Origin of the sequence: Oscillibacter sp. UBA6647 (assembly GCA_002455655.1) — a bacterium.
In the GTDB taxonomy this organism is placed as follows: Bacteria; Bacillota; Clostridia; order Oscillospirales; family Oscillospiraceae; genus Oscillibacter.
Genome location: DKLF01000111.1, coordinates 1 through 25,319 on the forward strand (window position 1 = coordinate 1; position 25,319 = coordinate 25,319).

Sequence of the window (25,319 nt, forward strand, 5' to 3'; positions counted from 1 at the left end):
AATGCCCAAGATGCGGATGCTGCGGTCTGCTTCGAACCGGACTTGCACCACCCACAGCCTGCTAAATTGCAAAGCCTTTTCAAGTCCGCTCTGAGGGCAGGCTGGCTTTGCTGTACCCATTTTAGCATAGAGAGAGGGAAATTGAAATGATTTCTGTGCCAGAATGGGCGTTTCAAGTATCCGGACTACAGAATTTTGACGAGCAAAAGCGAATGCTTTGCCCATAGCCGATGCAAGCCCGACCGCGGTTTCGTGCTATGGAATTATCCAAACATGGGCGACACAGTTCCTGCTGTGTCGTTCTTTTTTGCGCCCATGCTCGGATAATTCTCTACTCATAATGAGAAATTTATACTCTTGTAAATATCCTGGATTTCCAAAATTGTTGCATCAAGAATACGGATAAATACCAATTTTGCAATAAGCGATTTAGTATTGCCTTAAAATTGGCTCGTGTTGCAATTTAAATCTACAACGAGTAAGTTTTCCAGTGTTTATGCAGGTTTGATGGCATCTCGTTATAATTATTGGGTAATGCAAGATGAATCGTACCTGCATCAACCTTTTTAAGTTTATTTCAGGTTAGATTGCTGATTTCCGCTTGTATATTTGTGAAAAAGCCATCTAATAATTTCTGCTGAATAACGAACGGCTTTTCCTCAATGCTAATTCCGTGAGTGTCGGCTTCCAAAAACTCTTGTAGTTTTTTTGCCACATCAGGCTTAAGTAACGAGTGATCTTTCCAGTGTCGATATATTTTAATGCGTTCGAGAATAGAAAAAATAGCAGGATAATTAGTCTTGATTTCAATCCAAAAATACTGATTCTTGCCTATGCTTTTGCCGTAGTTTTCAATTGGCTCAACAAAACACCGATTACATATATTTATAAATTCCAAAAATCCTGTTTCATTCGTAACCGCAGTTATGGAACTGAATCTATCGGCTTCTGGAAAAGAATTTACACCGAATAGACTGGTTTTTCCGAGGGATTTAATAACAATTTCTAATTGACGCAAGTCGCTTATTATTGAACCTATCCTTTGTTTTACCCAACCACTTCTTTTAGTAATTTCAATTGTTTTAAAAAGTCCATTCCTCTTTTCGCGCTTTGCTAACTCCAAAGCAGCATACCGACCTGCTACTGGCATATTTATTGAAGGAACATTATTGCTTTTTACAACAAGGCCATAATCGTATAGATGTTTAGAATACTCGCTTACCTGTGCAAACTCCATAAAATCACCGATTTGACCCGAAGCAAGCATTTCAAACAATTCATACTCCTCAGGATAAAACATCCGTATTTCTGAAACTACATGCTGAAAATAATAAACTAAGTCCGAATTAGCTTCTTCTAAAAGCTCTCTCATTTTTTGTTGCGTAATTTCAATCGGTCTTGGTTTGGTCAATATTCTATTTATAGCACTACATGCTTTCCGCGTAAGCATTGGATGACCACCGTACTGGTTATAAAGATATTCAATAGCATCATATGAGAACTTTAATCCCATTCTTTTACCTATAGTTTTAACCATAGATTTTGTCTCATCTATATCGAACCCTTTAAGATACTCCGATTGCACTATGCCAAACAAAGGATTTTGTATAGTGCCAATCATATCCTTTTCAGCAGAACTTGCGTTCACTCCACAGACGATAAATACTAAGTTTCTGTATAAACTTTGAACTGACCATATAGTTTGCCAAAAATCAATAAATTCTCTTTTCCAATGCTTATCAAGAGTTGCATTAAAAGAAATATACTCGATTTCGTCAAAGATCAGAATAATCTTCTTACCTTTCTTATTAGCTTCTTGTACGACATAGCGAAATGCCCCCAAAATTCCGCTTGGGGTTCTATTCCAGTAGTATTTTTCGATTTTTAATATATTGGCTATTTTTGAGCATATTTCGCCGAGTAGCTCATACCAGTGCTTCGTCCTGTACGAAGGAGACTTACAGTCAATAAATAATACAAATCCCATTTTCTGTTCTATTATTGTTCGTTCAACCTTGAACAAAAGAGAAGTCTTTCCAGTTTTACGCAAGCCAAAGATCCCTCTGTTTTCGCAACGTCTTATCGAATCTAACATTCTCGAAATGTACTGCTGTCTGCCGAAAAAGAAAGAATCTTCTCTCAAAGGTAATGAATACTCGAATAAATCCGCAGCAAAGCAATCCTTGATAAGCCTATTACGTATATACCATGAATCGTTTTTATTTGCTAATAACTCATCTGTTGAAAAATAAATGATATTCTGAGCAATCTCATTATCAATTGAACTGCTCCGCATCCACTCAATTATATTTACATCATCTGATACAAAAAAACAGCTTAAAGCATCTATTCTGTTTTTGTAAGGATAAGTTTTAAGAGCTTGATATAACGCCTGCAACGAACGTGACTCCATATGTGAATATGGAGAATAAGCGAGCAAGAGCTCTTTCTCAAAACCGAACTGTTCTTTAATGAAATCATTTGCTTCGAGCAAGTAAATATATATATTGGTATTAGCAAACACAAACTCTGCTGCGTAGTTGGCAACAAACCCAAATTTAAATGGTTTGAGTAAGTCATTATGATCAGGATGTGCTTCAAGAAACGACTCAACCCTACTTTGTTCTGTCAATATTCCATCCATATTACGTCCTCCTCGTATAAAATATAAATAGTAAAATCTTTTTTGGCTTTTGAGTAATCAGCTTTATCTTCAATTTGAACTACCCATAATTGCTATAATCTACAATTACCGCTTCCAGCATACACCAAATTTTCGCCAATTTCAACCAAAAACGGCCTTAGGTAGATCATTACCCAAGGCCGCTCGTTTACCAAAGCGATGTTTGGTTGTCTTCCGCCGTGGCCAGAAGCTGCGGCGGTATCTTTTTGAGCACCCTGCGGAAGGCTGCCGGCTCCATGATCCAGCCGTCGACTTCCTCCCTCAGCAGCACCACCGGCATCCGAGGATGAATCCCGCGCACGGACTCGTTGGCCTCTGTGGTCAGAATGCAGTAGCAGCGCTCATCCTGCCGCTGATCGTAGATGCCTGCCAGATAGAGCGCCTGCGCGTCAGGTAGGCGGAACAGGTACTTTCGCTTATCTGCGCTCCACTCATAAAAGCCGCTGGTAGGGATAACGCAGCGGCGTGTTTGCACGCTGTCTCGAAATAGCGGCTTTTCCTCTGCGCTTTCTGACCGGGCATTGATAATCAATGACTTCTGGGTCTGGAAGCCCCAGCGCATGAGATCCGCCTCAACACCGCCTTGCTGCTCCACCAAAACCGGAGCCTTCTGCGAAGGCCGGATTTTACCCGGCATCCACGCATTTTTTCCGCAGCGACGCTGGACCGCCCGAACAATTTCCTGAAGCTCCGCGCACTGCTCCGCCGTGAACTGATATCTCCCGCACATCCGGTGATCCTCCCGCCCGCTTTCGTTAATTTTGTACGGGTATAGTATAACACATTTGGCGCACCAGTTGGGGAAGGCAGAAAATACCTCTTGAATATTTAGAACAAACGTACTAGCATAAAAGCATACCGGAAACGAGCAGAGGCAATTTGCACGCGAGGAGGGCACGGCATGGCACGCAACATTCTTCATGTAGACCAGAATTGTTTTTACGCGTCGGTGGAGATGCAGCGGCATCCCGAGCTGCGGGGCAGGCCCCTCGCGGTCTGCGGTAGCCAGGAGGCGCGCCACGGCATTGTTCTGGCGGCGAATTATCTGGCGAAGCCCCTCGGCATAAAAACTGGCATGGCCATTTGGCAGGCGCGACAGAAATGCCCCGACTTGGTGGTCCTCCCGCCGGACATGGCAGAGTATATCCGGTTTAGTAAGCTGGCGCGGGAAATCTACGCCGACTACACCGAACAGATCGAACCCTTCGGCCTGGACGAAGCATGGCTGGACGTCACCGGCAGCGCAGGGATCGCCGGTGATGCCATGCACATTGCCCGGGAGATCAACCGGCGCATTCAGTTCGAGCTGGGCCTCACCGTCAGCATCGGCGTGTCGGACAACAAGATTACCGCCAAGCTTGGCAGCGACTACAAAAAGCCCAACGCCATTACCAGAATTGAGCGGGACAACTACAAGGAAATTGTCTATCCTCTGCCAGTGGGGGACCTGCTGTATGTGGGAGCGGCAACCAAAGAGAAGCTGCGCCGCGTGGGCATTACCACCATCGGGGCGCTGGCGGAATCGCCGGTGGAGTTCCTCCACCGCAGGCTGGGCAAGATGGGCATTGTTCTGCATACCTTTGCCAACGGGTGGGACGTGTCCCCCGTGCAGACCACCGAGTATGTCCCGGCCATTAAATCCGTGGGCAACAGCGCCACCACTCCGCGTGACCTGATCAACAACGGCGACGTGCGCCTGATGCTCTTATTGCTGGCGGAAAGTGTGTGCTGCCGAATGCGGGAGCTGGCGTCCCGTTGCACGGTGGTGGAGGTTTATATCCGGGACACGGAGCTGCATTCCCTGATCCGGCAGCGCAAGCTGACAAGCCCCAGCTGCTCCAGCACGGAGCTGGCCGACACGGCCTACGCGCTGTTCCTTGCAAACTATCATTGGGAAAACCCGATACGCAGCATCGGCATTCGCGGGAGCGAGCTGATAGAAACGGGTGCGTATGAGCAGACTTCGCTTTTCGAAGACGCACAGCGCCGTGACAAGTGGGAACGGATTGATCGCTCAGTAGATGCGCTCCGGCAACGGTACGGCTACCTCAGCGTGCAGCGGGCCATTTTGAAAACAGATCCGCTGCTTGGGAGCATTAACCCAAAGGATGACCACACGGTCCATCCGGTGGGCTACTTTGGGAGGTGACACGGCATGGAACGAAGAAAAAAGTATGTACCGGTAATTGTCCGTTTTGAAGCCGAAGGCAGGCTCCGCCCTTTGGTAATTGAGTTTGACGAAGGACACAGGTATCCTGTGGATCGTGTGCTGGATGTCCGCCGTGCGGCCTGTGAGCGGGTAGGCGGAGTTGGAGACCGCTATACCTGCCGGATTCAGGGACAGGAATCGTATCTCTGGTTTGAAAAAGGCCGCTGGTTTGTGGAAGAAAAGGCTTGATGTGAATATTGCGCATATTCATACGCTGACCTTTGCAAACAGGAAGGGAGAGAGGCGAGCCAAAGAGCGCCGGCCTGCCGGGCCGGCTCACGGAGAAAGTCACCTCGCCTCTCTCCCCCCGCTGCGGCGGGTCCCCTCTCTCACCACTCCGACTTTCTCTTGCAAAAAAGTTCGTATTCTTCTCGGCTGATTTTTCAGCCATATAGTTTTTTCTTCTCTTGTAAGAACCTGCGTTATCTAAGTCCCTAAGTTGTCTGTAAAATATGGGAACACACGCCTGCTCCGAAATGCATTGCATCTGGCTCTGTACGGCAGTAGAATTAGAGAAGAAGAAAGAACAGGAATTTCCTTTGTGTGGCACGGAAACCTCAACAGATGTCTGGACGGCCCCCTTGTATGCTACTCTGAGATAATAGGAGTTGCGGTTAAACGTGCGGTTGCGGTTTTTGCAGCGTAGGACAATAACGCCATGGAGCTTACGGATCGCACCCAATGCTCTGCACACAGTGGAGCAGCCCATGGTCAGAAGCTTTGCGATGCTGCGGATGGAAGGAAACGCTTTCTTGTTGTTGCCGGCCTGCTGGAGCAGGCACAGGCAGACGCACAACGCACCATGAGACAGCTTCCACTGAAATATCTCACGCGGGATCAGGGTGTAGTTCTCTGTCACCGGCAGCAGGCAGGCGTAGGTAGTCTTTCCATAGCCCACACGCCCGATCTTCTCCTGGTACTGGTAGCTGCGGCAGAAATCAATGCAGCCGGCGCGCTTCAGCTCCTCTGTTGCTTTGCGGACGGTGGGAACGGAGCAGTTGGCCAGCGTGGCCAGAGCATCCAGACTGATGGTGCATTGTCCAAGGCGGTTGCGGAGGCTGTACAGGGCTGCTCCCACCCAGCGGGCGCTGTAAGAGAGCGCCTGATTGTACAGGAGGCAGCTTGGATTCCGGAAAAGTGAATGTTTTGTGTTCATGTTCTTTTCTTCCTTCCTTCTCTTTGCGTGCAGCCTCTTGCACAGGCTGCACGCGCTTTTTGCAGAACAAAGCACAGGAACCTAGCAAAACATCAGGTTCCTGTGCTTATAAATCAAATAACTGTCAAGGCAAAGTTTCTCGTTTCTCTTGTATTTTTTCTACCATCAGCAGCATCTGATGTGTTGTACGCATTGATTTTAGATACCAGATAAGCATTGCAAAGACGGCTGCGCTAATACAGACGCCGACAAGGCAAAACGCCGTAAGAATTGCAGATAAATTCGCTTCTGTGCAAACCCAGCGTAAAAGGTCATGTGACAGCGCTTTTTTAGCAAATTCAGCAAGCAGCCGCCACACGTCCGAGATTCCCGCTACTAAAAGGGTAACTAAGAGAAACGAGAAAACATTCTTTTTATATTCATAGGATGATTTTAGTACAAGATAATAAAACATGAGAGCTTCATCAGACAGGCTTTCCAGCCGGGCTTTCTCATCGTGGAGCTGTAAATTTTTCTTTTTTGTGCGCTCTTGCAGGGACAGACGCATAATCTGATTACGAAACTTTCCAGCCATTTCTGCCATCCTTTCAATAGTGCGTGCTTTAAAAAAGTCGTCATTACCTAGAAACAGACTGTACGCGCTTTTTGCAGAACAAAGCACGGGAGCCGGGCATCCGCCCAGCTCCCGTGTGCTGTCTATTGAATCATGCGTTTGTGGACGCCGCCATAATGGCGTCGTAGGCCCAATAGTCGCGGGGAATATCCGTGTAGCTGATCTGGGCACTGCCGGACTGCGCGGCCGTCCGGCCAAACGCGCGGTTGATGATGGTCACTGCCTGGGCGCGGGTAATGTAGGCATCCGGATACAGCTCACCGTCCCCATAGCCGGAAATCCAGCCCAGGGCGGCCGCCTCGGCCATGGGTTCGGAATCCTCCGAAGCAGCGCTGGAAGCGATCAGAAGCGCGCCCAGGAATTCCTTACGGGTGATATATCGCTCTTCGGCCGAAAGCTGAGACGCGACGCTGAGTGATGTCACAGGGAGGCCCAGCCGGGAAAGCATCAATGTCTCATGTTTTGCCGTCAGATAATCATCCGGGCGAAACGCGCCGTCCTCATAGCCGATAATGTAGGCGGTGCCGTTATCCTCCAGCGTTACCGGTGTCACCGGCGTATCAGGAATGGGTGCATCCCCGGAATCAAACAGTGGGGTCCAATCGCCGGTGATCTGCGTATCCTGTGCCGGCACGGAAAGGATGTTCCCTAAAATCTGCACACTGTCCGCAATCCAGCCGGAGAAGCTCATGCCCCCAACCGCTCCGGGAATGATAGGCAGCAGGACAGAAGCACCGTATCGGTAGTTCGCAGGCTCCGGCAAAGCGGGCGCAGCTTCCGGTGCAGGCCCGGAATACGCAAAGGAAACGGCATAGTAATCACGGTCGTAATAAAGCTTCAGCACAGTGCTGCTGTCGCTCCTGATTCTTGCATTCCCTTCGGCGCTAACACTGTCCGGGGTTTCCGTAAAGCCCTCAAATTCTCTATGGGGAATGCTTCCCCCGATGGCCCCTTCACCGTTCAGGGTATCGGCCAGCGTGTAGCCGTCATCTGCAGCGTCCTGCTGGTAATATTCGATGACGTAGGGAATATCCGTCCGCGTCGTCCACACACCGGTGAGGGTCACAGCTTCATCCGGCATGGTAAAGCTGACGTCAACAACGGGAGCATCGGAGGTCTTCCAGCCGCCGAAATCATAGCCGGCCAGCGAGGGCGCTTCGGCCACCGGCACGGCCTGTCCAAAACGGTAGCCTGCGGTGGCCGGCAGGGCAGGCGGCGTTACGTCCGTCTCTCCGGAGTAGCCGTAGGTAACGGTGTTGACGTTGCGGTCATAGTAAAGCTTCAGCACGGTGCTGCCGTCGCTCCTGATCTTTACGCTCCCCTCTGTGGTTAGACTTTCAGGAGTTTGCGTAAAGCCCTCAAACTCCTTATGAGGAACCCCCGTTCCGGTAACGCCCGTTCCGTTAAATGTGAATGCTAAAGTATAGGCGTCATCATCGGTGTTTTGCTGATAATGCTCCACAACGTAAGGGGTATCGGCTTTGGCTGTCCATGCACCGGTGATGTTCACAGAGATGTCCGGCATGGTAAAGCTGCCGTCAGCAATGGAAGCATCAGAGGTTTCCCAACCACCGAAATCGTAGCCGGCCAGCAAGGGCACAGCGGCCACCGGCACGGTCTGTCCAAAGCGATAGCCCCCTCCTATCGGCAACGTGGGAGCGGCTGTATCCAGCTCTCCTAAGTAGGCATAGGAGACGGTGTTGACGTTGCGGTCATAATAGAGCTTCAGAAGCGTTGAGCCGTTGCTCTTAATCAGAACGTTTGTGGCTGCACTTGTGGATTCGGGAGTTACTGAAAAGCCGGGATAGCTCTTGTCCGGCACCATCGCCACACCTCCGGTTGTACCAGTGCAGTGCTCGGTGTCGGTCAGCGTGTAGCCGTCATCCTCAATGTTCTGCTGGTAATACTCCACCCTGTAAGGGGTGTCTGTTCTGGCTGTCCATGCGCCGGTGAGGGGCACTGCTGTATCAGGCATAGTAAAGCTGCCGCCACCAATGGACGCGTCAGAGGTTTCCCAGCCGCCGAAATCGTAGCCGGCCAGCGTGGGTGCTGCGGCTACCGGCACCGTCTGGCCGTAGCGATAGCTCCCTCCTATCGGCAACGTGGGGGCGGCTGTATCCAGCTCTCCTAAGTAGGCATAAGAGACTGTGTTGACATTGCGGTCGTAATAAAGCTTCAGGAGCGTGCTGCCATCACTTTTTATTTGGGCATTTCCTTCAGCAGTAACGCTGTCCAGCGTTTGGGTAAAGCCCACAAACTCTCTGTGAGGGATGCTTCCTCCGGTGGCTCCTTTTCCGTTCAGAGTTTCGGCCAACGTGTAGCCGTCACCCTCGGTGTTCTGCTGATACCGTTCCACGATGTAAGGGGTGTCTGTTCTGGGCATCCATTCGCCGGTAATGCTCACAGCGGCATCCGGCATGGTAAAGCTGCCGTTGGCAACGGAAGCATAAGTCTCCCACCCGCCGAAATCGTAGCCGGGCAGCGAGGGCACAACGGCCACCGGCACGGTCTGGCCAAAACGATAGTTTGCGGCCGCTGGCAGCGCAGGCGGCGTCACGTCCGTGTCTCCGGAGTAGGCGTAGGTGACGGTATTGATATTGCGGTTATAGTAAAGTCTCAAAACGGTGCTGCCATCGCCATGAATGCCAACATTGGAAGTTGTAGTTAGGGATTCTGGAGTAACGGTAAAGCCGGGATAGTTTTTTCCAGGCACAGCGGCCACGGTGTCGGTCGTGCCGGTATAATGCTCCGTATTCGCCAGCGTGTAGCCGTCATCGCTGGTGTTCTGCTGGTAATACTCCACGGTGTAGGGCGTATCGCTGCGCGGCGACCAGCTCCCGGTAAGAATTACTGCATTATCCGGCATAACAAAATTATTACCACTTATTATTGCATTTCCAGTTGTCCAACCATTAAACGTGTATCCTGACGCTGTTGGTGTAGCTGCTATCCAAACCGTAGTCCCGTAAGTATACGCACCGGGTGCTGGTAAATATGTAGCGTTTTGTGGCGTGAATCCGCTATATTGATATGCTACACTATTACTATTAACCGTGTAACTTCCATTGATAGTTATATTAGCTGCCGGCATTGTAAATGCGCCATTACTTAACGCCGCATCTGTTGAAATCCAACCGTTAAACGTGTAGCCTACCTTGTTAGGTGCATTACTTAATAATGTCTCCGTCTTACCGTATTTTACATTCTTCTCCTGATATACGTTTCCATCTATTTTGTAAGTAACTTTAAATTCCACCGGGGTAAAATGATAATATATAGTATAGTCCCAAGTATCCCATGTAACATTATGGTCAGATAGCCGTTTGCTAATTTGAGTTGTATAAGTATATGCGGCACTTTTGAACTCACTCGGAGCACTGTTCCAAGCAATATTAAGCACATCATAATCATTAGGAGATGATGAACTACTGGTATGCCTGTATGTGGTTCCAGTTTTAACAACCACCCAAGCTCCAGTTTCCTCATCCTGTAAGCAATAATAAAATGTACCATCATATCTACAAGTTTGCGCAAGAACCGGTATTGTAATAAGCGGAGTGATTATTGCAAGTGTCAGAAGCAGGCATAAGTACCTTTTCCATTGAAATTTCATCATAAAACCTCCATCCTCAATTTGTCACCCGAAAGCGTACCAGATAAAACTGACGTTCAGGCGCATTCCAAGCGCTGCACGGTGCTTTGCAGTGCCGGCAGCGCTTGTGCGCCTGCGCCAGCAGCACAGGCCGCAGCGTTCCCATATAGGCGGGTAATATCTTCTCCACCGACACGCACTTACTGCGTTCCAGCCGGCGCAGAACGGCTTCGTGAGTAAGCGCCTGATATCTTCCCGCCGGGATGCAGTCAATGGCATCCCGGTTGTCCTGGATCAGAGAGCGGCACAGCTCTCCGCAGGTCTTCGCCCTGCTGCTCTTTTGGACGCGCTGGCCAATGGTGCGGTATCCGCCCGGCAGTGCCGGTAGCGCCTGAAAATTTCGACCGATGACCACACGGCAAAACTGCTGCCAGAGCGCCAGCGCCAAAAGCAGCAGCAACGCAGGGAACCAAAGGAATGGTAGGGACAGGCCCAACCCCAGCCCGTATAATGCAAGGAGCGGCAGAATCAGGGGCAAGGCAGGATCAACAATCAAGTGATAATACTGCCGCCTAGAATTTTGGCGCATAGCTTGTTTTCACCTTCATCTCTTTTGTTACGGCAGGGAGAAGAACCCCGCCCAGCTCCAGCGGCACGGTGACAGTCATGTTTGTCTGGAAATTCAGGTTGCCGCCGCTGTAATTCATGTACTGTGTCCGGATTGATGCCACGGAAAAGGACTCTTTAACGGTAATCGTGTCCTCTTCGTCCAAGCCGGTGGCGTTCAGGGACTGCACCAGCATATCCACCACGTCGTCTGTTGTAATGCTGTATGTAAAGCTCCCGTCCTCGGGATGCCGCGCAAAGCCGTCTCCTTCTCTGGCTCCGCCGTAGAACTCCGCGATATTGACCGCTGCCACGGCCAGCACGGCTTCATTGGCCTTTTCCTTTACGACGCCCAGCGTGTGATAAACGTGATAGACCTCCACTGCCGCGCTGAGGAGCATCGCCCCGGCCAGAAGCTTCACGGCCGTGCTGAGGAGAAATTCACCGCGCTGCTCCCGGAGTTTATTTCTCATTTCCAGTATTGCTCACTCCTTCCCACCACGCTGGAGCGAAGCGGCACAGGCAGCGACAAAACGCCGCCAATACCGATCTTTCCCGTGTAGGAAACCGTCACGGTGAAGGGGTCCCCAAACTGAATGCGGTTTCCTCCTGCTGAAAAGCTGGCGTTCACAGCAACACTCGCGCCTTCCAGATTACTCGCCTCCTTCAGCTCCGCAAACGTCTGGTCCACCGTAGGCCCCATCTGCCCAAGAATTTCAATGTGCCGGGTGACGTCATTGGCCATGACGGTGAGCTTGTTGGCCTGATACATCACCGTAAAGATGGAAATCCCAAACGCCAGCGCGGCGCAGCCGATCAGAAGCCGGATCGCGCCGGTCAGCAGGAATTCCCCCTGCTGCTCTTTTAGCTTTTGAAGCATACCTTGCCTCCTTCCGTGGGAGCGGGCCGTGTGGCCCGCTCCCTTTGATGTCAATCAGTTAAAAAATTCCATGATTTTGGTCTTCAGCGTGGGGGCCATGTCGTTATTGAGGAAATTCTTAAGCAGGAGCAGCGCCAGAGCGCCCAGAACGATAATGATGACAAAGACAACGGCGTGGTCCATCACAAACTGGCCGGATTCGTCCTTCAGGGTGTCCTTCATGCGGAGTACGTACAGTCTCGCGCGGATGTAAACCTTGGTCATGGCAGCGTTCAGTGTGTTTTTCAGAGTGTTCATAATTTTTCTTTCCTTTCATAATACAAGCATATTTTAAATTGGCCTCAGCCAAAGAATTGATGGATACCGCCCACCAGCTCCGCGCCGATAGACGCGGCGATCATCAGGAGAAAGCCGACAAACATCATTGCCATGTAGGGATTCAGCTTTTGCGGACGCTGGAGCAGTTCCCGCTCCACCTCTTCATCCTGTGACTTGCGGTATTCTTCCGCAAGTACGTCAAAGTACATCCGCTGGTCGTCACCCCGTAGCACTGCCAGAAGCCCCCGGGTGAGCTGGCCCAGCTTTTGAGACGCCACACGGCCCTCCAGCGCCTGAATGGCCCGCACCGCGTTGCCGGTCATCATGTCGTTCAGGGTCTTGTCAATTTCCCCAGCCAGCGTCTGTCCGCACACCCGGCGATAGGAGGTCAGGATGGCAACCACGTCCCGCGTGGTTCCAAGGCTCTGGCGGATGGTAGACGCGAATTGCGGCAGTTCCCGCTCAATGGCCGCTCTCCTGGCGGCCAGCTCTGTCTCTAACGTCTTACGCTGCTTGTTGTAATAGGCAATGCCGGCCAGCGCCATTGCGGCAAGCCCCAGCGGCACGGAGAACAGCAGCAGCGCCGCGCACAGCCCGCTCATAAACAGTCCTCCGGCAATTGCACGGGCGTGAAACAGCTCCGGGCTTTCGGCGTGGCCGAGGTTTCGCAGCAGCGCTTCCGTCTGTGACCGCTTGATAGGATCAAGCTCCAGCCGGGGCGCAATTTTCCCGGCCAGTTGATTTTGCAGTACCTGAGATTGGGTCAGCGTCTTTGGTGCGCGTCCGCGCAGTGCCTTCCGCGCCGGCGCGTAGACGCCGGGAAAGCTTGCGGTAAACACGCAATACGCGCCTCCCGCAATGAGAATGGCCGCCAGCCATTCCATAGGGCATCCCTCCTCCTTTTAAATTTCATAAGAGATAGGCCGGGAAAGGGTAATGGCCTTGTTGATGGAAATAAAGACCGCCACAGCCGCAATGGCCAGCGATATCTGCCCAAACGGCGTGTGCATCAGGTTCGCGTACCAGTCCTGATTTAAAAGCTTCAGCAAAGGGCAAAACACCGTGATCAGCGCCGTCATGCCCATGGCATATTTCAGCGGGAGCATCATGCGGGTTTCATTGGCCTCCTGCTGGGCCTTTAAAATTGAAAACTTGTTGACCACCGGCTGGAGTGCCGCCTGGAGCATGTGATTGTTCTGGCAGAGAATCAAAATATCGCACCATTCGTGAAACTGCGGGTTATCCAGTTGGCCTTTCATCCGCTCAATGGCCGTCGGCGCGTTGGCGTCCACGTAGCGAAGGCCGTTGCAAAACGCCGTGAACACAGTGCGCACGGGATCACTGATGGCATTCAGGTTTTCCTCCACAGCAGATAAAATATCGTTGCTGCGGTTGTAGGAGGTGGTGATCAGGGACAACGCAGTCTCCAGCTCCTGACTTACAAACTGCTGATAGCGAAACAGCGTGAACTGAGATAACCAGAGGGGAAGAAAGTACAGCCCCACCGCCAGCACCACCGCCAGCGGGAGATTGCCCAGCAGCAATCCGCCAACCGCTCCCGCAGCTCCAGCCGCCAGAGACATCCGCAGCACCCGCTGGTAGCGATCAGACTGCCCAATGGTGTCGTAGACGGTTTTGGCCTCCCGGTAAGAACGTTTTGCAAAGCTCTCACGGGGACGTCCGTTGATGCGGTCTACATACTCTCTGGCCGTCTCCCGCTGGTTTTTCTTCCTCTTTTGTGCTTCTAGCCGGATTCTGGCCGCCAGCTCCCGCGTCTTTCCCCGGATACTAAACCGGGGCAGATGCGCGTCCATCAAAAGCAGACCGCCGACCAGAACCAGGAACAGAACCAGGCAGTCACGCTTGTTCATGCTCCACCTCCAAAAACTGCTGAAGCTCGCTGCGCCGCGCGCCTTTTTTCAGCATCTGCTCTGTCAAACTCTGTGAAATGGGCGCTAACTGGCGAAATGCGCCCTCTGTCCGGATGCAGGTATCCCCCTCGTAGATGTTGTCTTCAATGGAGAACTTAAATAGCAGCTGAGACTGAATCTCTCCGTGGACACAGCCCGTTACTTCCCGGATTTCCGTCACGCGGCGCTGCCGGTCGGCATTTTGCTCCATGTGCACCAGAATGGGGAAGGCCCGGGCGCACATGGAAAACAAGGTGGTGTCGGTCATGTCATAGGCTTTCTTTGCCAGCGTAATGATTCGTTCCGGCGTGTCCAGCGTACCGTTGGAGTGGACGGTGGTCATCACTGTGTGGCCGGTGTTGGAGACGCCCATCACTTCAAATGCCTCCCGGCCGCGAATCTCTCCCGGCGCGATGATGTCCGGATTGAAGCGCAGCGCATATTTCACCAGTTCTTCCTGCCCGATGTTTTGCGTGGAATCTTTTTTATTGGGCCGGGTGCGGGTATGGATGACGGAGTTGGTTACTTTCCCGTTCTCGTCCCGCTGTACAAAGTCCCATTCCCGGCTGCCCTCCTCAATGGTGTAGATGCGCAGCGTCTTGGCTGCATGGCTAAGAAGACAGCCGGCAAGAGAGGTCTTCCCGGCCCCGGTTTCTCCGGAAAAGGCGATGGATACGCCGTGGGTCAGGCACAACTCCAGAAAGGTCATCATCTGTTCGGTCAGTGTTGCGCCCACCAGCTTCTTCCGTCCCACCGCCGTCATGTCCACCTTCCGGATAGATGCGCTCACGGAAACGTCCTCATCCACCAGCGGCGCGCGCAGCGCCGTAATACGCATTCCGCTGCCAAGGTCTGCGGTCGCGCCGGGTTCAGCCACGTCAAAGGCTGTCTGCGTTTTCCGGAGAATTTTAAGTATAATGTCCGATGCATGTTCCGGGCTTAGGAAGCGGTAATCCGTTTTTTTCCGCTTTCCCCGGATAATGATCTCCACATCGTCCCAGGCGTTGATGTCCAATTCCTCGAAGCCGTCCTGCTCCAAAACCTTTTCGCGGGAGATGAAGCTCAGTCCGGCCATGTCGTGATAGATGTAATTTGTCAGTTCCGCAGCGGAGTTTGTCAAATCGCACTTGATCTGGTGGTCCCGGAGATGCCGGGAGATAATGCCCTTCAGCTCCGCCTCCGTTAAATCCTCCACCTGCCGCTTCAGGCTCAGGGATACCTCGCTCTGCACCCTGGGCAGAACCTGCTTGTAAGGGAGCTTCCCCAGAGGGGAGAAGATGCCGCTGACGACCGCTTCCAGCCCGTCAATGGTTTGTACTGCTGTTTCCTGCACGATTTTTTTCCTCCTCACTTTCTACTTGGTCTGTCAGGCGGCTGACGGCTTTCTCAAATACCGCGCCGGGTGTAGAATCAAAGCCGGTCAGCAGCTCGCCCGCCATCATCTTTTCCGCCGCCTGCGCAGAGAATGGCAGCGTGTATGCAAAGTCACCGAACAGCGCCTGCGCGTCCTTAATGGGCGTGTGGGTAAAAACGGGATTTGCAATCTGGATAAACTTGTCCATGTGGAATACGTCGCTGTTGCCCAGCCAGCCAAGCTGTGCCTTGCGAAACTCATAGCCTTTCACATCCGGCGTCAGCACCATCAGTCCCAACTGCGCGTATTCCAAAGCCGCCAGCGTGGTCTGGTCATACAGGGGATTGGAATCGCAGTCCACAATGACATACTGGAACGGCGTCTGTCCCAAAAGCTGGAACAGGCCGATGGCTGCGCTCCGGGTGGGCGGACCGTAGGTAAATGCCGCCGTCTCACCGGAAACCAGCCCCATGCAATAAATGTGGTTCGACTTGGGATGGCGAATCATCCGGTCCTTCAGCGCGGCTTCTGTCAGCGCGTCCGATGCGGTCAGCAGAGGCCCAATGGAATTGTTTCCGGTCAGCCCGGTGACGGTGGGGAGCAGCACCGGCAGCTCCGGCGTGCGCATTTCCGAAGACAAAATCAGCACGTCCTTTTTTCTGCGGGCCAGCGAAGACGCCAGCGCCATGGCCACGGTGGTTTTCCCGGCCCCGCTGCTCCCCCAGGATGCAATTAAAAACATAGGCTCTCTCCTTATCCGTTCTGTTCGCTGGCTGGCAGAGCATCTGCGGCTGTTTCCGTACCCGCTGCTTCTTCCGGGACTTCCGGGTCCTCCAGCTTGGCAAAGTAATCTGCCTGTGCCTTCAGCGCCCTTGCTTTGGCCGCGTCGTCACCGCGTATCACAAGAGCAGCGTGCAGCTTGGCATTTTGGTTCAGCCCAGCCAGACAGGCCGCCTGCTCCGCGTTTGCCAGCAGCGTTACCGTGGACAGCGCTCCATCTTTTGCGGTATTGTCTACTGCCGTGTCCTGCGTCTCTTGTACGTCCGACCCGTCGGCGTAGCTTGCCGCCAAGACCTCCACATACTGCAATTCCGGAGGTGCAGCAGCCTGAAAGCTGTTGTTGTCCTCCACTGCGAATATCTGCACAATATCGCCCTGACGCAGCTTTCCGGATACGCTCTGCGACAAGTCCGGCAGGGAAATGGAAATGGCCACCGTGTTCTCGGGCAGCCCCACCATCTGCGGGTCTGCGCCGGGATAACCCTCGCTGAATCTGGAAGCGGTGGCAAGGTCGCCTGCCACTGCGTCCGTCTTCACGTACCGGCCCACAGCCGCCTGCTTTTCATGGAGCGTATCGGAGGGCAAATGGTACGGCGACATATCTACGACAGACAGCAGGTCCTCTGTCACCTTAGTCCCGGCCTTCACGTCCTGGGCGAACCGCACGGTAGGTTCCGTCTCCGTCACCGCCATTTTGAGCATGGGAATACCGGCGAAAGCAATGAGCAGCCCCAGAGAAATGCTGACGGCTCCCCAGAAAAGCTTTGTCCGAAAAATGGGCGTGCGGCCATCGGGAGAACGATCCTTTTTCTCTTTCGGCTGCCCGCCGCTTCCGATTTTCCAGCGTTTGACGGGCTTCTCCTTTTTTACCTCCGGCTGGCCCTGCACCAGCTCTTTGGTGGATTTTTTGGTAAATGGCATATGTGTCTATCTCCTTTGCAAAATTTCTGCCGCCAGCAGGATATAAAAAACGCCCCATACATATGGGGCGAAGGGCAGACTTGTTTTCTTTTGCAGCTTGCCGCTGACGATAAGACTCAGCAGTGCCGCAATCAATACGAGCAGCATTTTCTCTATTCCCAGCAAAGCCCCCAGAGCGGCGCACAGCTTCACGTCGCCGCCCCCAATTCCCATATTTGCGCCCGCCGCCAGCAAAATCGCTCCGCCGATTGCCGCCGCTCCAAATACGCACGAGAACAGCGTAACCTGCCCCAGAGCAACGTTCAGCAACGCGCAGGCAAAAATCAGGAATACCGTTCTATCCGGGATGATGCGATGCCGGAAATCTGAAAGGGCCGCATACGAGAGAGGAAAAAAGCTCAAGAACACACCCGGCGTCATCAACCCACCTCCTGCTCCGGTTCCGGATCAGCGCGCGGTTCCCCGCAGATTTCCCGCAGCTCCGGCAAAATCAGCTTTGCGTAGGTCTGGGGTGCAGGCGGCTCCCACAAATCCGGATGGTAAGGGACAAGACCGCTTTTGTCCCCAAAGTATTTACTCAGGCGGTCCAAATCCCGCTGGGTCGAAAAGCTGGCCAGCGTAATCAGGCTGTGGCAGGGGTGGGGCTGCACCAGCTTCCGCGCCTCGGCCAAAGCTGGCAGCTCCCACGGTTTTGTGCAGCCCACCAATACGCTGAGATCCGCCATGCAGAAATGCGCCGCATTTTCTTTGGTCAGCAGCCCATAGTCCAGCACATAGGCGTTGTACTGCGGAGATTCCCCCGCACAAAAGGGAACGCCGTGGATTTCCACGGCGTTTTCAGTTTCGGTGCCATCTTCAATTGTTTTCATAATTGGCAGCGTCCGCCCGCATTTATCCCAGATTGCCGGGCGCAGTCCCAAGGATTTAAAATAATGGTACAACGCAAAGCACTGCACGGTGACGCCGCAGCGTGGCATCGCGCCTGCCACAGCGGCATGAAATACAAGGCCCTCGGGGATGTGGAGGGGGGAGACGGTGCGTGCCGCCGTCTGCACCATCTGCTCCTGCATGGCTTGCAGTTTTCGGGAGAGCTGGGGCCTGTCCTGCAGGCAGCTTCGCAGCTCTGCGTCCACATCCGTACCGGGGCGCTGCATTATTAAATGGCTCATATGATGCACGCCCGCCAGCGTGCCGAACAGCTCCACCGTCTCCTCCTCGGGTTTGCCCAGAAAGATTATCTGCGCGGAGGAGAACCGCCGGAGCTGCTGCATCGCAGACAGGATGTGCGCAGGCGACCAGTCCATCTCGGATACATCCAGAAGAATGTAGTCCTGCCGGACAATGGGCTTCTCCTTCATGACAAAGGCCGTCAGCGACGGTACCTTTTCAATGGGAATGGCGGTGGCCAGCATGTCCAGCTCGTTGAACAGGGCATCGAAGCGCCGGAGATCGTCAGCCCGCGCCAAATAGTAAATTGCTTTCATGTTTATCTTTGTACCTCCTGATACTATTTAAAATATTGCATGGGGTCGTAGGTTGTGCCATTGATGCGCACCTCAAAGTGGCAGTGGTTGCCGGTGGAATTGCCTGTGGAGCCAACAAGGCCGATTGTCTCTCCCTGCGTCACGGTATCTCCCACCCTGCACAGTCGTCTGGACATATGCGCATAGCGGGTCCGAACGCCGCCGCCGTGGTCAATCTCCACGTAATTCCCGTAAGAGTTGCTGTACACGGAGATTGTTACGGTTCCATCCATCGCCGCTACAATCGGCGATCCGCCAGCCCCGCCGATATCAATGCCGGAGTGGAATTTTATCTGGCCCGTGATGGGGTGGACACGGTAGCCGTAAGGGGAGGTGATTTTCGTGTAACCGGGCGTCGGCCAGCAAAAGCCCGACTCAGAGATAACCAGATTCTCCGGGGAAACAGCGTCATTGCTGCCCTGAAGCAGCAGGCAGATTAGGAGCGGCACAATAGAGAGGATTAAAAAAAGAACGGCAAGGCAACCGGCCAAAATACTGATGAAAAGCGTTTGATGGGTGTGTTTTCGTTCCTGGGCGGCGTCCAGCACGGCGGCCGCCAGCTTCACGGCGGCCAGCGCGTTCATCGCCCGCCGCCTTTGCCCATCAGGTCCATTTTGTATTGAGGAATATTTTTATCAAAGTCTACCGCAACATGCTGCCGGCCCATCTGCAAAAGCGCATGGCCCCGATGCTTGGACAGCAGGAGGTTCTTTTCCGCGTCTGTCAGGTGAAACAGGCTTGCTGTTTCCTCCAGGTTCTTGCCGTCTGTCCCGAAAAACAGTTTGTAGGCAGAGCTGTCCAAAATCGCCTGCCCGGAGATTTTCACTTGCTCTGAAAGCAGGTCCACCAGCGAGTGGGTGACTACCCACAGTGCGCCTTCATATTTTCTGGCGCGCTTGGCAAAGTTCCGCATGTACATAGAGGTCTGCGGGATGGCGGGGTCAAAAAGGATGTGCGCCTCGTCGCAGCCCAGCAGCACCGGCGTGGTTCTGTCCTGTGCCATGACCTGCCAGCACATAGTCATCGTGTTAAAATACTGTGCGCGGCGCACCTCTTCAGAACTGTTGATTAAAAGATTGGTGTCCAGAACAATCAGGTCGTTGGAAAGGTCCACATTCGTGTAGCCATTCCATAGAAAGCTGTCCGCTCCCTCGGCCATGTCGTAGAGCAGGAGCGCCAGGTCCCCGCATCTCGGGTCTTCCTCCGCCTGTCCTTGCAGATAGGTCTGCAATTCGGAAATCAGAGGAAAATCCTCTGCCCCAAGCTGGGATACATCCGTATCCCAGGTGATTCCCTTAAGGTTATAAGTCTCTACAAGAGCCTTTTTTAAAAGCGCCCGCTGCAGATCGGTCAGGCCCGGAAGATACAGCTTAAAAAATACATCCAGCGTGTGGATGTGCAGTGCCATGGCGTTTTCGTTTGCCTGATAGAGCCGGTTGCTTCCTTCCTCGTCTTTATCGTCCATAGGAACCGGGCGAATTTGCAGGGGGTTTACCTTGGCGCTGCCGCCGCCCACGTCCAGCCATGTGCCGTTCAGGCTCTGGCACAGATGCCGAAACTCCCGTTCCGGGTCAATGATGATAATTTTTACGCCATTCATATACTGCGTTTGTATCAGGTGCTTAACTACCGTAGATTTTCCCTGCCCGGTTTCCCCCGTGACAACCATATTCCCGTTGGTGCGGTCGCGGCCCCGCATAAGCAGATTCAGTGCCATGACACTTCCGTCCATCGTCCGGGCAAAGTAGCTGCCTTGATCATCCCGGTAGATGCTGACAATCATAGGGAAGCCGCCCATCAGGGTTTCCAGTGGGAAAATGCGCTTCAGCACATCTTCTACCTTCGGCTGCGGAGGATGGTAGGGGGAGAGCTGCCTGTAGGCGTCCTTCTGCAAGTTGCCCAGCGGCTTTAAGCGTATGCGTTTTTTAGCAAAGCGGTTGCTCACGGAGCGGCAAACATCCTCCAGTTTATCCTCATCATCGGAAAACGGCATGGTGAGGATTGCGACATGACCGATGGACGCATTTTTAAAGTCCAGTTCCTCAATAAGCTGATCCGCGTCCTTGGCTTGCTTGGCATAGTGTTTCCTGCGCCGGGCATTGCTTTCCGACTGCGCGTCCACGGAGGATGCCTTGATGCTGCGGGCCAGCGCGTCCCCCAGCTCTCCAGCGTTGCCGGGGTAGTAAGTAATGGAGGTAATGCAGTCGCTGTTGTTCATCAGGTCCACTGCCCAGCCATAGTCCAGCTCGGACGGGAAACGCATCGCACCGTAAATGCGGCCTACTACCGGGCCGATGGTGACCTTGGAGACGCCGAAGCTGATACCGCCCACTGGCGTCAGCAGATTCAAAAGGGCCGCGCCGTCTTCCGTGTCCCCGCTTCTGGCGGACAGCATCCGTTTTTTCTGCGGCAGAAGGGGAATATCCTCGTAAATGTCATCGGAAGGGTCCTGATAGGTGGTCAGGTCCGCAAAAATCTTGCAGAGATAGGTGATCTCCTGCTCATTCATCAGCTCTACGGATACCTGGTTCTCACCGAGCTTGGCGCGCAGCTCCTTCAGACGCTTTTTAAGGATAGCATCCGCGCCCCGGCTGGCCTTTTCCCAGCACTTAATGACAATCATGGGTTCTTTTGTACCCTCCCGGGCCATTTCCTGCAATGCGGCAATTTCACCGTTGATCAGGCGCAGCTTGGCGTCCTCACCGGTTCCTCTGCGCTTTTCTGCCAGATACTCAATCATGTTCATGGTGTCCACCGTGCGGGGGATGGACAGAAGCTGGAACGGATCGTTGTCTCCGCCAGAAACCGCGCTGGTGAGATTCAGTGCCAGCGCGGCCCGCTCCTGATCGGAAAGCAGCTTGTTGTCTCCGGCCCGGACGGACAGGTATCCAAACAGATACCCGTCCCGACTGTAAAGCAAGTCATCGGTGATGTCTTCCACATTCAGAAACTCTTGCGCGGTAAGTAATTTTGCATCAGGTTTCTCTCTCGGATGAAACATGGATTCTCTCCTCTCTCTTATACCAAAATGTCTGCTGCTCCCTACGGTAGCGCAGTCCGCGTTTTAAAAACAAATACATGGACTGGTTATTGTCCATTTTGATAAAAAAATTGACGCAGACAAACATGGTGAATATCACCGCCAACGTGGACGCCATCAGTTTGAATTCCCAAGTGCTGACCATGCAGAACAGGATGCTTCCAGCCAACACGATGCCGGTGATAATCCCCGTGCGGATCAGCTCCGGACTTCCAAATCCGCGAAACAGCTCCCAGCGCAAAGGGATATTTTCAGGGACAGTTAATTTTTTCAATTTAAATCCTCCTCGTTACTTAATACGGAATAACAGTTCCACCAAAATAGCCTAGCGTCATGCGGAACACGCTGCCGATGCATTCCGAAAGTGCAATAAAAATCAGGACGTTGCGAATCCGTTTTTTGTACGGCGTCGGGTCCTCCTCCATGGACATATAAACCAGACACAGCAGAATCCGCATCAGCCCCCCCAGCGGAATAAGGATTTGCAGCAATACGGTAAAGCTCAATATTTCGTCCATGCTATCGCCCTCACACCAACGATTTGATTGCCCGCACGGCCATGCTGGCAGAATAGGCTTTTTGCGCCATACCTCCGCCCTGACCAGAGGACATCAGGAATTGCTGCATAATGGACGGGGTGGAGAAGGCCGCAAGCATGATGCCAAGTGCCACCAGAATATTTACAAACTGGAATGTGCAGGCCACCCGAAGGGCAAGCGCCATAGCACACACCTGAATGACTGCCGTAAAGGCGGTCTTTATAAAGACCTGCATATAGCCCTTGAACAGGCCCATATCGCTGTCCAGCAGGCCAAGGGAAGCAAACGGAACGCCTAATCGCAGAATCATCAACTCAAACCCGCGCCCTATCAGGCGTATCCACAGAACGAAGACGGAGATAGCGAATACCAGCAGAAAGAGAATGGTTAAGGCCCCCTGCGTAGCTACGCCCAGAACCACATCCTGAATAAGTCCTGCAAAGCCCATATCCACTCCCAGCGAGATGCCCAGCCGTCCCATAATTCCTTCTGCTATGTAAATGAACACGCTGACGGCCTTTTCATAGAGATAAGGAAAACAGACCATCACAACGCCTGATTGAATTGTACCAACCAGCATATCCCGTGGGCTGGAATCCGCGTCTCCATCCCGCCAGAGGATATAAATTTGAAAGCCCTTAAACATGAACTTCAGAACCACCAGACTGCAAACCAAGAGGTATAGGTACAAATAAACGCTGCGGATGCTTTCATCGGTGAGCACCGTTGTCGCGCCGGACAGGATCAGGCGTTCAAAGTGGAATACGCCGGTCAACAGCCCAACCATCAACTCATCAAACATTTCAAAAGCCTCCGTTACGAGACCTCCAAACCAACCGTTTATGGTTTTACTGAAGATATCCAGCAGACTTTCGCCGCCCAGCAGCGAAGATAATACGTCCAAACTCCCCGCCCCCCTTAAAAGTAGGAGGCCAGGAGAGTAATGACGGAGGAAACAAGGCATCCGCCCACCCCGCAGAAGATGGCGGTTTTAATTCGCTTCTCCCAAAGCTTTCCGTCCTGTTCGTCGGACATGGAGCGGCGAATTGCGAAGAAGCCGGCTGCTGCCGCCGCTGTGAGAGGGCATAAGACAATGAGTAGTGCGGATACATCGCTAATCAGCTCTTTGAGGCCCACACCCAAAGTGCTGCCCGCAAGACCTCCCGCAGATGCCGGTACGGCACATAGCGCCAGCATTACAAGAGAGAAAAAAACTCGCTTTACAAGGGATTGCATTTTCTTTTGATTGTTCATAACAAAGTCTCCTTTATTTCTTTTGTGCTGCGGCCTCCATGGCCTTCAGCTCCGCGATGAACCGATTCCATACGCCCCAATAGGCGGGTTCGGCGGTATGCTCCTCCCGGTCCCGGTCGCGGAGTATGGTCATCTTTTTGTTGTACTCCTGATCCCCCATGCCGAAGGCGGCATTCCAGATGGTCTGTGAGATATCCGGCGCATACATCATTGCCGGTTCACCCGGCGTCATCACTAACTGGTAGGGCCGCTCAATGTGCTTGTGAATTTCGTCAGGCAGCATCAGCGCCCGCCCTGTCAGATTATAGCTGGCGGAACTCTGCCCACCGCTGGAACCCGAAATGCTGGGGCTTTTGACCGTATAGTTGCCCAGGATATCTGAAATCTTCTTTCGCGTTTCTTCACTGTTGGAACGGAGATAAACCCACGTCTCCGCGTTGGAGCGGATGGTCTTACCCACCTTGTCACCGTACTTTTCGTCCAACTGCTCAAGGTTTTGCAAGAACAGATGCCAGCGGATACCGCGCCCTCCTGAGACGGTCATGAGCGTGTCGAAGTCCGGTATCTTAACAAAGTTTCCGAACTCATCACAGAAGAAGTGGACACGTCGGGGGAGTCGGCCACCGTGCCGGGTGCTGTACTCCGCCAGCAGTTGGTACTGCTGATAGATAAATAGCGCGGCAAGGCTGTGGTAGGTTTTCTTGTAGTCCGGAAGAATCAGGAAGATTGCCCGCTTCCGCACCCCCGTCAGCTCCGGATCAAAGTCCGTGGAGGCGGTCATACCGTGGATCAGTGGGTCTGTGAATACATCCAGCGTGGTCAGGGCCGAGGTGTAAAAGCTCCCCCGCATCTTAGAGGGCGCAATCTGCGAGATGCCCATGGACAGCTTAGCCGGGTGCTCTTCCGGCAACATCTCCAGATAGAGGTTGAGCGGCAGCAATCCATAGGCTCCGATGGGCCTGCCCATATGCGTAATAAATTGCTGCACATTGGCAAGGTTTTGATACTGCGGATTTTGAACATTGTCATAAGCGCAAATGAGACTGGACATGGTAAGCACCGCGCGCTCGCCGTCCGTCCAGATACTCTCATTGGTATGGTTATCCGGGACCAGCATCGTTGCCATGTCACGCGCCCGCGTGGCCGCCTTGGCAACCTGCCCCTGATTCAGCGCGTCGATCAGCGGCTGCATGAAATTATAGCGATTGGAAAGCTGCGGATTGAGAAAGTCAATGGCGATAACTTCATAGCCGAGACTTTCCAAAAAGTAGCGGGCCGCCGTATACAATTCGCCCTTCATATCTACCATGACCATGCTTTCGCCGGCCAGCGCCGTCAGCGCAATGGACGGCTCCACCAGGCAGCGGGTCTTGCCGCAGCGGGTCGCGCCGATGATCAGGCTGTGGGTGTCTTCCGGAGTGTAGTAGATACAATGACCATCCTTGGTTTGTCCCAGAACTAAGCCGCCCAGTGTGAGATCAGTCAGCTTTGTCGCCTGCTTCACGGCAAATATCCTCTCTTTCTTTTTGATAGCGCTCCGTCAGCTCCGGCGGCAGCGTGAGCGCTGCTTCTGCTTCTGTTGTGGCAAACGCGTCCGCAAATTTCTTTGGCTGCATCCACCACGCCGTGCCGTGCTGGCCCTGTCCTTCTGGACGGGGAATACTGAATCCCGGCACTACTTCATACATATCTGATTTGTACTTGAGGTAACTGTGTCCGAACAGCATCCAAAGAACCAGTAGAAGACTGCCCAATGCCAACACAAAAAACAGCTTGACGTTGCGCGGATCTGCCGCCAGCGCCGCCAGCATTCCGGATGGCCGCAGCGTGCACGCTTCTGCACGTCCGCTTATGAGCAAGCCGAAGTTTCCGGCAAACATCAGTGACAGCCACAGGAACACCAGCAGCACGAGACCACCGGCTATAAGCCTTTTTTTCATG

General features: G+C 53.0%; 26 protein-coding genes. 1 reads left to right on the forward strand and 25 read right to left on the reverse strand.

Going from position 1 to position 25,319, the window contains the following annotated elements:
• From B2W96_RS08295 to B2W96_RS08305, 3 genes are all read right to left on the reverse strand, one after another.
• A partial coding sequence (locus tag B2W96_RS08295) for a hypothetical protein (protein ID WP_293009818.1) occupies window positions 1-225 on the reverse strand: 225 nt, incomplete at its 3' end.
• 352 nt (window positions 226-577) lie between these two features.
• The gene (locus B2W96_RS08300) at window positions 578-2,644 is read right to left on the reverse strand and encodes an AAA-like domain-containing protein (RefSeq protein WP_293009819.1); all 2,067 of its coding nucleotides are present in this window, start codon (window positions 2,642-2,644) and stop codon (window positions 578-580) included.
• A gap of 187 nt (window positions 2,645-2,831) precedes the next feature.
• Entirely contained in the window at window positions 2,832-3,413 is a 582-nt protein-coding gene (locus B2W96_RS08305; RefSeq protein ID WP_293009820.1) for an SOS response-associated peptidase, read from the reverse strand.
• A 171-nt stretch (window positions 3,414-3,584) separates the two neighbouring features.
• Here B2W96_RS08305 and dinB point away from each other — a divergent pair, with 171 nt between their 5' ends.
• A complete protein-coding gene (dinB, locus tag B2W96_RS08310; protein ID WP_293009821.1) occupies window positions 3,585-4,832 on the forward strand; it encodes a DNA polymerase IV in 1,248 nt (415 codons plus the stop codon).
• Here the strand turns inward: dinB and B2W96_RS08315 are convergent.
• The 22 genes from B2W96_RS08315 to B2W96_RS08420 form a co-directional block, all read right to left on the reverse strand.
• On the reverse strand, window positions 4,780-6,048 hold the full coding sequence (locus B2W96_RS08315; protein WP_293009822.1) for a hypothetical protein: 1,269 nt from the start codon (window positions 6,046-6,048) through the stop codon (window positions 4,780-4,782). The two genes, dinB and B2W96_RS08315, sit on opposite strands and share 53 nt — an antisense overlap.
• Window positions 6,049-6,172: 124 nt before the next feature.
• Entirely contained in the window at window positions 6,173-6,622 is a 450-nt protein-coding gene (locus tag B2W96_RS08320; protein ID WP_293009823.1) for a hypothetical protein, read from the reverse strand.
• Window positions 6,623-6,752: 130 nt separating this feature from the next.
• Window positions 6,753-10,277, reverse strand: coding sequence for an InlB B-repeat-containing protein (locus B2W96_RS08325; RefSeq protein ID WP_349680146.1), 3,525 nt, complete (start codon window positions 10,275-10,277; stop codon window positions 6,753-6,755).
• A 13-nt stretch (window positions 10,278-10,290) separates the two neighbouring features.
• Window positions 10,291-10,842, reverse strand: coding sequence for a hypothetical protein (locus tag B2W96_RS08330; RefSeq protein ID WP_293009825.1), 552 nt, complete (start codon window positions 10,840-10,842; stop codon window positions 10,291-10,293).
• A complete protein-coding gene (locus tag B2W96_RS08335; RefSeq protein WP_293009826.1) occupies window positions 10,826-11,332 on the reverse strand; it encodes a hypothetical protein in 507 nt (168 codons plus the stop codon). Before B2W96_RS08335 ends, B2W96_RS08330 begins: the two co-directional genes overlap by 17 nt.
• Window positions 11,329-11,739 (reverse strand): DUF4320 family protein, encoded by a 411-nt coding sequence (locus B2W96_RS08340; protein ID WP_293009827.1) that lies wholly within the window; start codon window positions 11,737-11,739, stop codon window positions 11,329-11,331. The genes B2W96_RS08335 and B2W96_RS08340 overlap by 4 nt, the downstream gene beginning before the upstream one ends.
• Before the next feature lie 54 nt (window positions 11,740-11,793).
• A complete protein-coding gene (locus B2W96_RS08345) occupies window positions 11,794-12,036 on the reverse strand; it encodes a DUF6133 family protein (RefSeq protein ID WP_293009828.1) in 243 nt (80 codons plus the stop codon).
• Window positions 12,037-12,080: 44 nt separating this feature from the next.
• Window positions 12,081-12,941: a hypothetical protein gene (locus B2W96_RS08350; RefSeq protein WP_293009829.1), complete on the reverse strand. Its 861-nt coding sequence runs from the start codon at window positions 12,939-12,941 to the stop codon at window positions 12,081-12,083.
• An 18-nt stretch (window positions 12,942-12,959) separates the two neighbouring features.
• On the reverse strand, window positions 12,960-13,928 hold the full coding sequence (locus B2W96_RS08355; protein ID WP_293009830.1) for a type II secretion system F family protein: 969 nt from the start codon (window positions 13,926-13,928) through the stop codon (window positions 12,960-12,962).
• Complete coding sequence (locus B2W96_RS08360; RefSeq protein WP_293009831.1) at window positions 13,915-15,300, reverse strand: ATPase, T2SS/T4P/T4SS family; 1,386 nt, start codon at window positions 15,298-15,300, stop codon at window positions 13,915-13,917. The genes B2W96_RS08355 and B2W96_RS08360 overlap by 14 nt, the downstream gene beginning before the upstream one ends.
• Complete coding sequence (locus tag B2W96_RS08365; protein ID WP_293009832.1) at window positions 15,272-16,063, reverse strand: hypothetical protein; 792 nt, start codon at window positions 16,061-16,063, stop codon at window positions 15,272-15,274. The genes B2W96_RS08360 and B2W96_RS08365 overlap by 29 nt, the downstream gene beginning before the upstream one ends.
• 11 nt (window positions 16,064-16,074) lie before the next feature.
• Complete coding sequence (gene cpaB, locus B2W96_RS08370) at window positions 16,075-17,022, reverse strand: Flp pilus assembly protein CpaB (protein ID WP_293009833.1); 948 nt, start codon at window positions 17,020-17,022, stop codon at window positions 16,075-16,077.
• A gap of 6 nt (window positions 17,023-17,028) precedes the next feature.
• A complete protein-coding gene (locus B2W96_RS08375; protein WP_293009834.1) occupies window positions 17,029-17,442 on the reverse strand; it encodes a prepilin peptidase in 414 nt (137 codons plus the stop codon).
• Window positions 17,442-18,506 (reverse strand): hypothetical protein, encoded by a 1,065-nt coding sequence (locus tag B2W96_RS08380; RefSeq protein ID WP_293009835.1) that lies wholly within the window; start codon window positions 18,504-18,506, stop codon window positions 17,442-17,444. The genes B2W96_RS08375 and B2W96_RS08380 overlap by 1 nt, the downstream gene beginning before the upstream one ends.
• Before the next feature lie 23 nt (window positions 18,507-18,529).
• Entirely contained in the window at window positions 18,530-19,129 is a 600-nt protein-coding gene (locus B2W96_RS08385) for a M23 family metallopeptidase (protein ID WP_293009836.1), read from the reverse strand.
• The gene (locus tag B2W96_RS08390; protein ID WP_293009837.1) at window positions 19,126-21,546 is read right to left on the reverse strand and encodes a VirB4 family type IV secretion system protein; all 2,421 of its coding nucleotides are present in this window, start codon (window positions 21,544-21,546) and stop codon (window positions 19,126-19,128) included. Before B2W96_RS08390 ends, B2W96_RS08385 begins: the two co-directional genes overlap by 4 nt.
• Window positions 21,521-21,859, reverse strand: a complete 339-nt coding sequence (locus B2W96_RS08395) for a hypothetical protein (RefSeq protein ID WP_293009838.1) — start codon at window positions 21,857-21,859, stop codon at window positions 21,521-21,523. Before B2W96_RS08395 ends, B2W96_RS08390 begins: the two co-directional genes overlap by 26 nt.
• A gap of 19 nt (window positions 21,860-21,878) precedes the next feature.
• Window positions 21,879-22,103 carry a hypothetical protein gene (locus B2W96_RS08400; protein ID WP_293009839.1) on the reverse strand — a complete coding sequence of 75 codons (225 nt, stop codon included), beginning with the start codon at window positions 22,101-22,103 and terminating at the stop codon, window positions 21,879-21,881.
• Between the two features lie 10 nt (window positions 22,104-22,113).
• Window positions 22,114-23,028 (reverse strand): conjugal transfer protein TrbL family protein, encoded by a 915-nt coding sequence (locus B2W96_RS08405; protein WP_293009840.1) that lies wholly within the window; start codon window positions 23,026-23,028, stop codon window positions 22,114-22,116.
• Between the two features lie 14 nt (window positions 23,029-23,042).
• The gene (locus B2W96_RS08410; protein WP_293009841.1) at window positions 23,043-23,378 is read right to left on the reverse strand and encodes a hypothetical protein; all 336 of its coding nucleotides are present in this window, start codon (window positions 23,376-23,378) and stop codon (window positions 23,043-23,045) included.
• A gap of 13 nt (window positions 23,379-23,391) precedes the next feature.
• Entirely contained in the window at window positions 23,392-24,882 is a 1,491-nt protein-coding gene (locus tag B2W96_RS08415; protein ID WP_293009842.1) for a VirD4-like conjugal transfer protein, CD1115 family, read from the reverse strand.
• Window positions 24,857-25,318, reverse strand: coding sequence for a hypothetical protein (locus B2W96_RS08420; RefSeq protein WP_293009843.1), 462 nt, complete (start codon window positions 25,316-25,318; stop codon window positions 24,857-24,859). The genes B2W96_RS08415 and B2W96_RS08420 overlap by 26 nt, the downstream gene beginning before the upstream one ends.
• Window position 25,319 lies beyond the last annotated feature (1 nt).

What these genes read in the sequence shown, in the direction of transcription:
- B2W96_RS08300 (WP_293009819.1), bottom strand. Translation starts at nt 2,644, where the DNA reads ATGGATGGAATATTGACAGAACAAAGTAGGGTTGAGTCGTTTCTTGAA.
- B2W96_RS08305 (WP_293009820.1), bottom strand. Translation starts at nt 3,413, where the DNA reads ATGTGCGGGAGATATCAGTTCACGGCGGAGCAGTGCGCGGAGCTTCAG.
- dinB (WP_293009821.1), top strand. Translation starts at nt 3,585, where the DNA reads ATGGCACGCAACATTCTTCATGTAGACCAGAATTGTTTTTACGCGTCG.
- B2W96_RS08315 (WP_293009822.1), bottom strand. Translation starts at nt 6,048, where the DNA reads ATGAACACAAAACATTCACTTTTCCGGAATCCAAGCTGCCTCCTGTAC.
- B2W96_RS08320 (WP_293009823.1), bottom strand. Translation starts at nt 6,622, where the DNA reads ATGGCTGGAAAGTTTCGTAATCAGATTATGCGTCTGTCCCTGCAAGAG.
- B2W96_RS08325 (WP_349680146.1), bottom strand. Translation starts at nt 10,277, where the DNA reads ATGATGAAATTTCAATGGAAAAGGTACTTATGCCTGCTTCTGACACTT.
- B2W96_RS08330 (WP_293009825.1), bottom strand. Translation starts at nt 10,842, where the DNA reads ATGCGCCAAAATTCTAGGCGGCAGTATTATCACTTGATTGTTGATCCT.
- B2W96_RS08335 (WP_293009826.1), bottom strand. Translation starts at nt 11,332, where the DNA reads ATGAGAAATAAACTCCGGGAGCAGCGCGGTGAATTTCTCCTCAGCACG.
- B2W96_RS08340 (WP_293009827.1), bottom strand. Translation starts at nt 11,739, where the DNA reads ATGCTTCAAAAGCTAAAAGAGCAGCAGGGGGAATTCCTGCTGACCGGC.
- B2W96_RS08345 (WP_293009828.1), bottom strand. Translation starts at nt 12,036, where the DNA reads ATGAACACTCTGAAAAACACACTGAACGCTGCCATGACCAAGGTTTAC.
- B2W96_RS08350 (WP_293009829.1), bottom strand. Translation starts at nt 12,941, where the DNA reads ATGGAATGGCTGGCGGCCATTCTCATTGCGGGAGGCGCGTATTGCGTG.
- B2W96_RS08355 (WP_293009830.1), bottom strand. Translation starts at nt 13,928, where the DNA reads ATGAACAAGCGTGACTGCCTGGTTCTGTTCCTGGTTCTGGTCGGCGGT.
- B2W96_RS08365 (WP_293009832.1), bottom strand. Translation starts at nt 16,063, where the DNA reads ATGTTTTTAATTGCATCCTGGGGGAGCAGCGGGGCCGGGAAAACCACC.
- cpaB (WP_293009833.1), bottom strand. Translation starts at nt 17,022, where the DNA reads ATGCCATTTACCAAAAAATCCACCAAAGAGCTGGTGCAGGGCCAGCCG.
- B2W96_RS08375 (WP_293009834.1), bottom strand. Translation starts at nt 17,442, where the DNA reads ATGACGCCGGGTGTGTTCTTGAGCTTTTTTCCTCTCTCGTATGCGGCC.
- B2W96_RS08380 (WP_293009835.1), bottom strand. Translation starts at nt 18,506, where the DNA reads ATGAAAGCAATTTACTATTTGGCGCGGGCTGACGATCTCCGGCGCTTC.
- B2W96_RS08385 (WP_293009836.1), bottom strand. Translation starts at nt 19,129, where the DNA reads ATGAACGCGCTGGCCGCCGTGAAGCTGGCGGCCGCCGTGCTGGACGCC.
- B2W96_RS08390 (WP_293009837.1), bottom strand. Translation starts at nt 21,546, where the DNA reads ATGTTTCATCCGAGAGAGAAACCTGATGCAAAATTACTTACCGCGCAA.
- B2W96_RS08400 (WP_293009839.1), bottom strand. Translation starts at nt 22,103, where the DNA reads ATGGACGAAATATTGAGCTTTACCGTATTGCTGCAAATCCTTATTCCG.
- B2W96_RS08410 (WP_293009841.1), bottom strand. Translation starts at nt 23,378, where the DNA reads ATGAACAATCAAAAGAAAATGCAATCCCTTGTAAAGCGAGTTTTTTTC.
- B2W96_RS08420 (WP_293009843.1), bottom strand. Translation starts at nt 25,318, where the DNA reads ATGAAAAAAAGGCTTATAGCCGGTGGTCTCGTGCTGCTGGTGTTCCTG.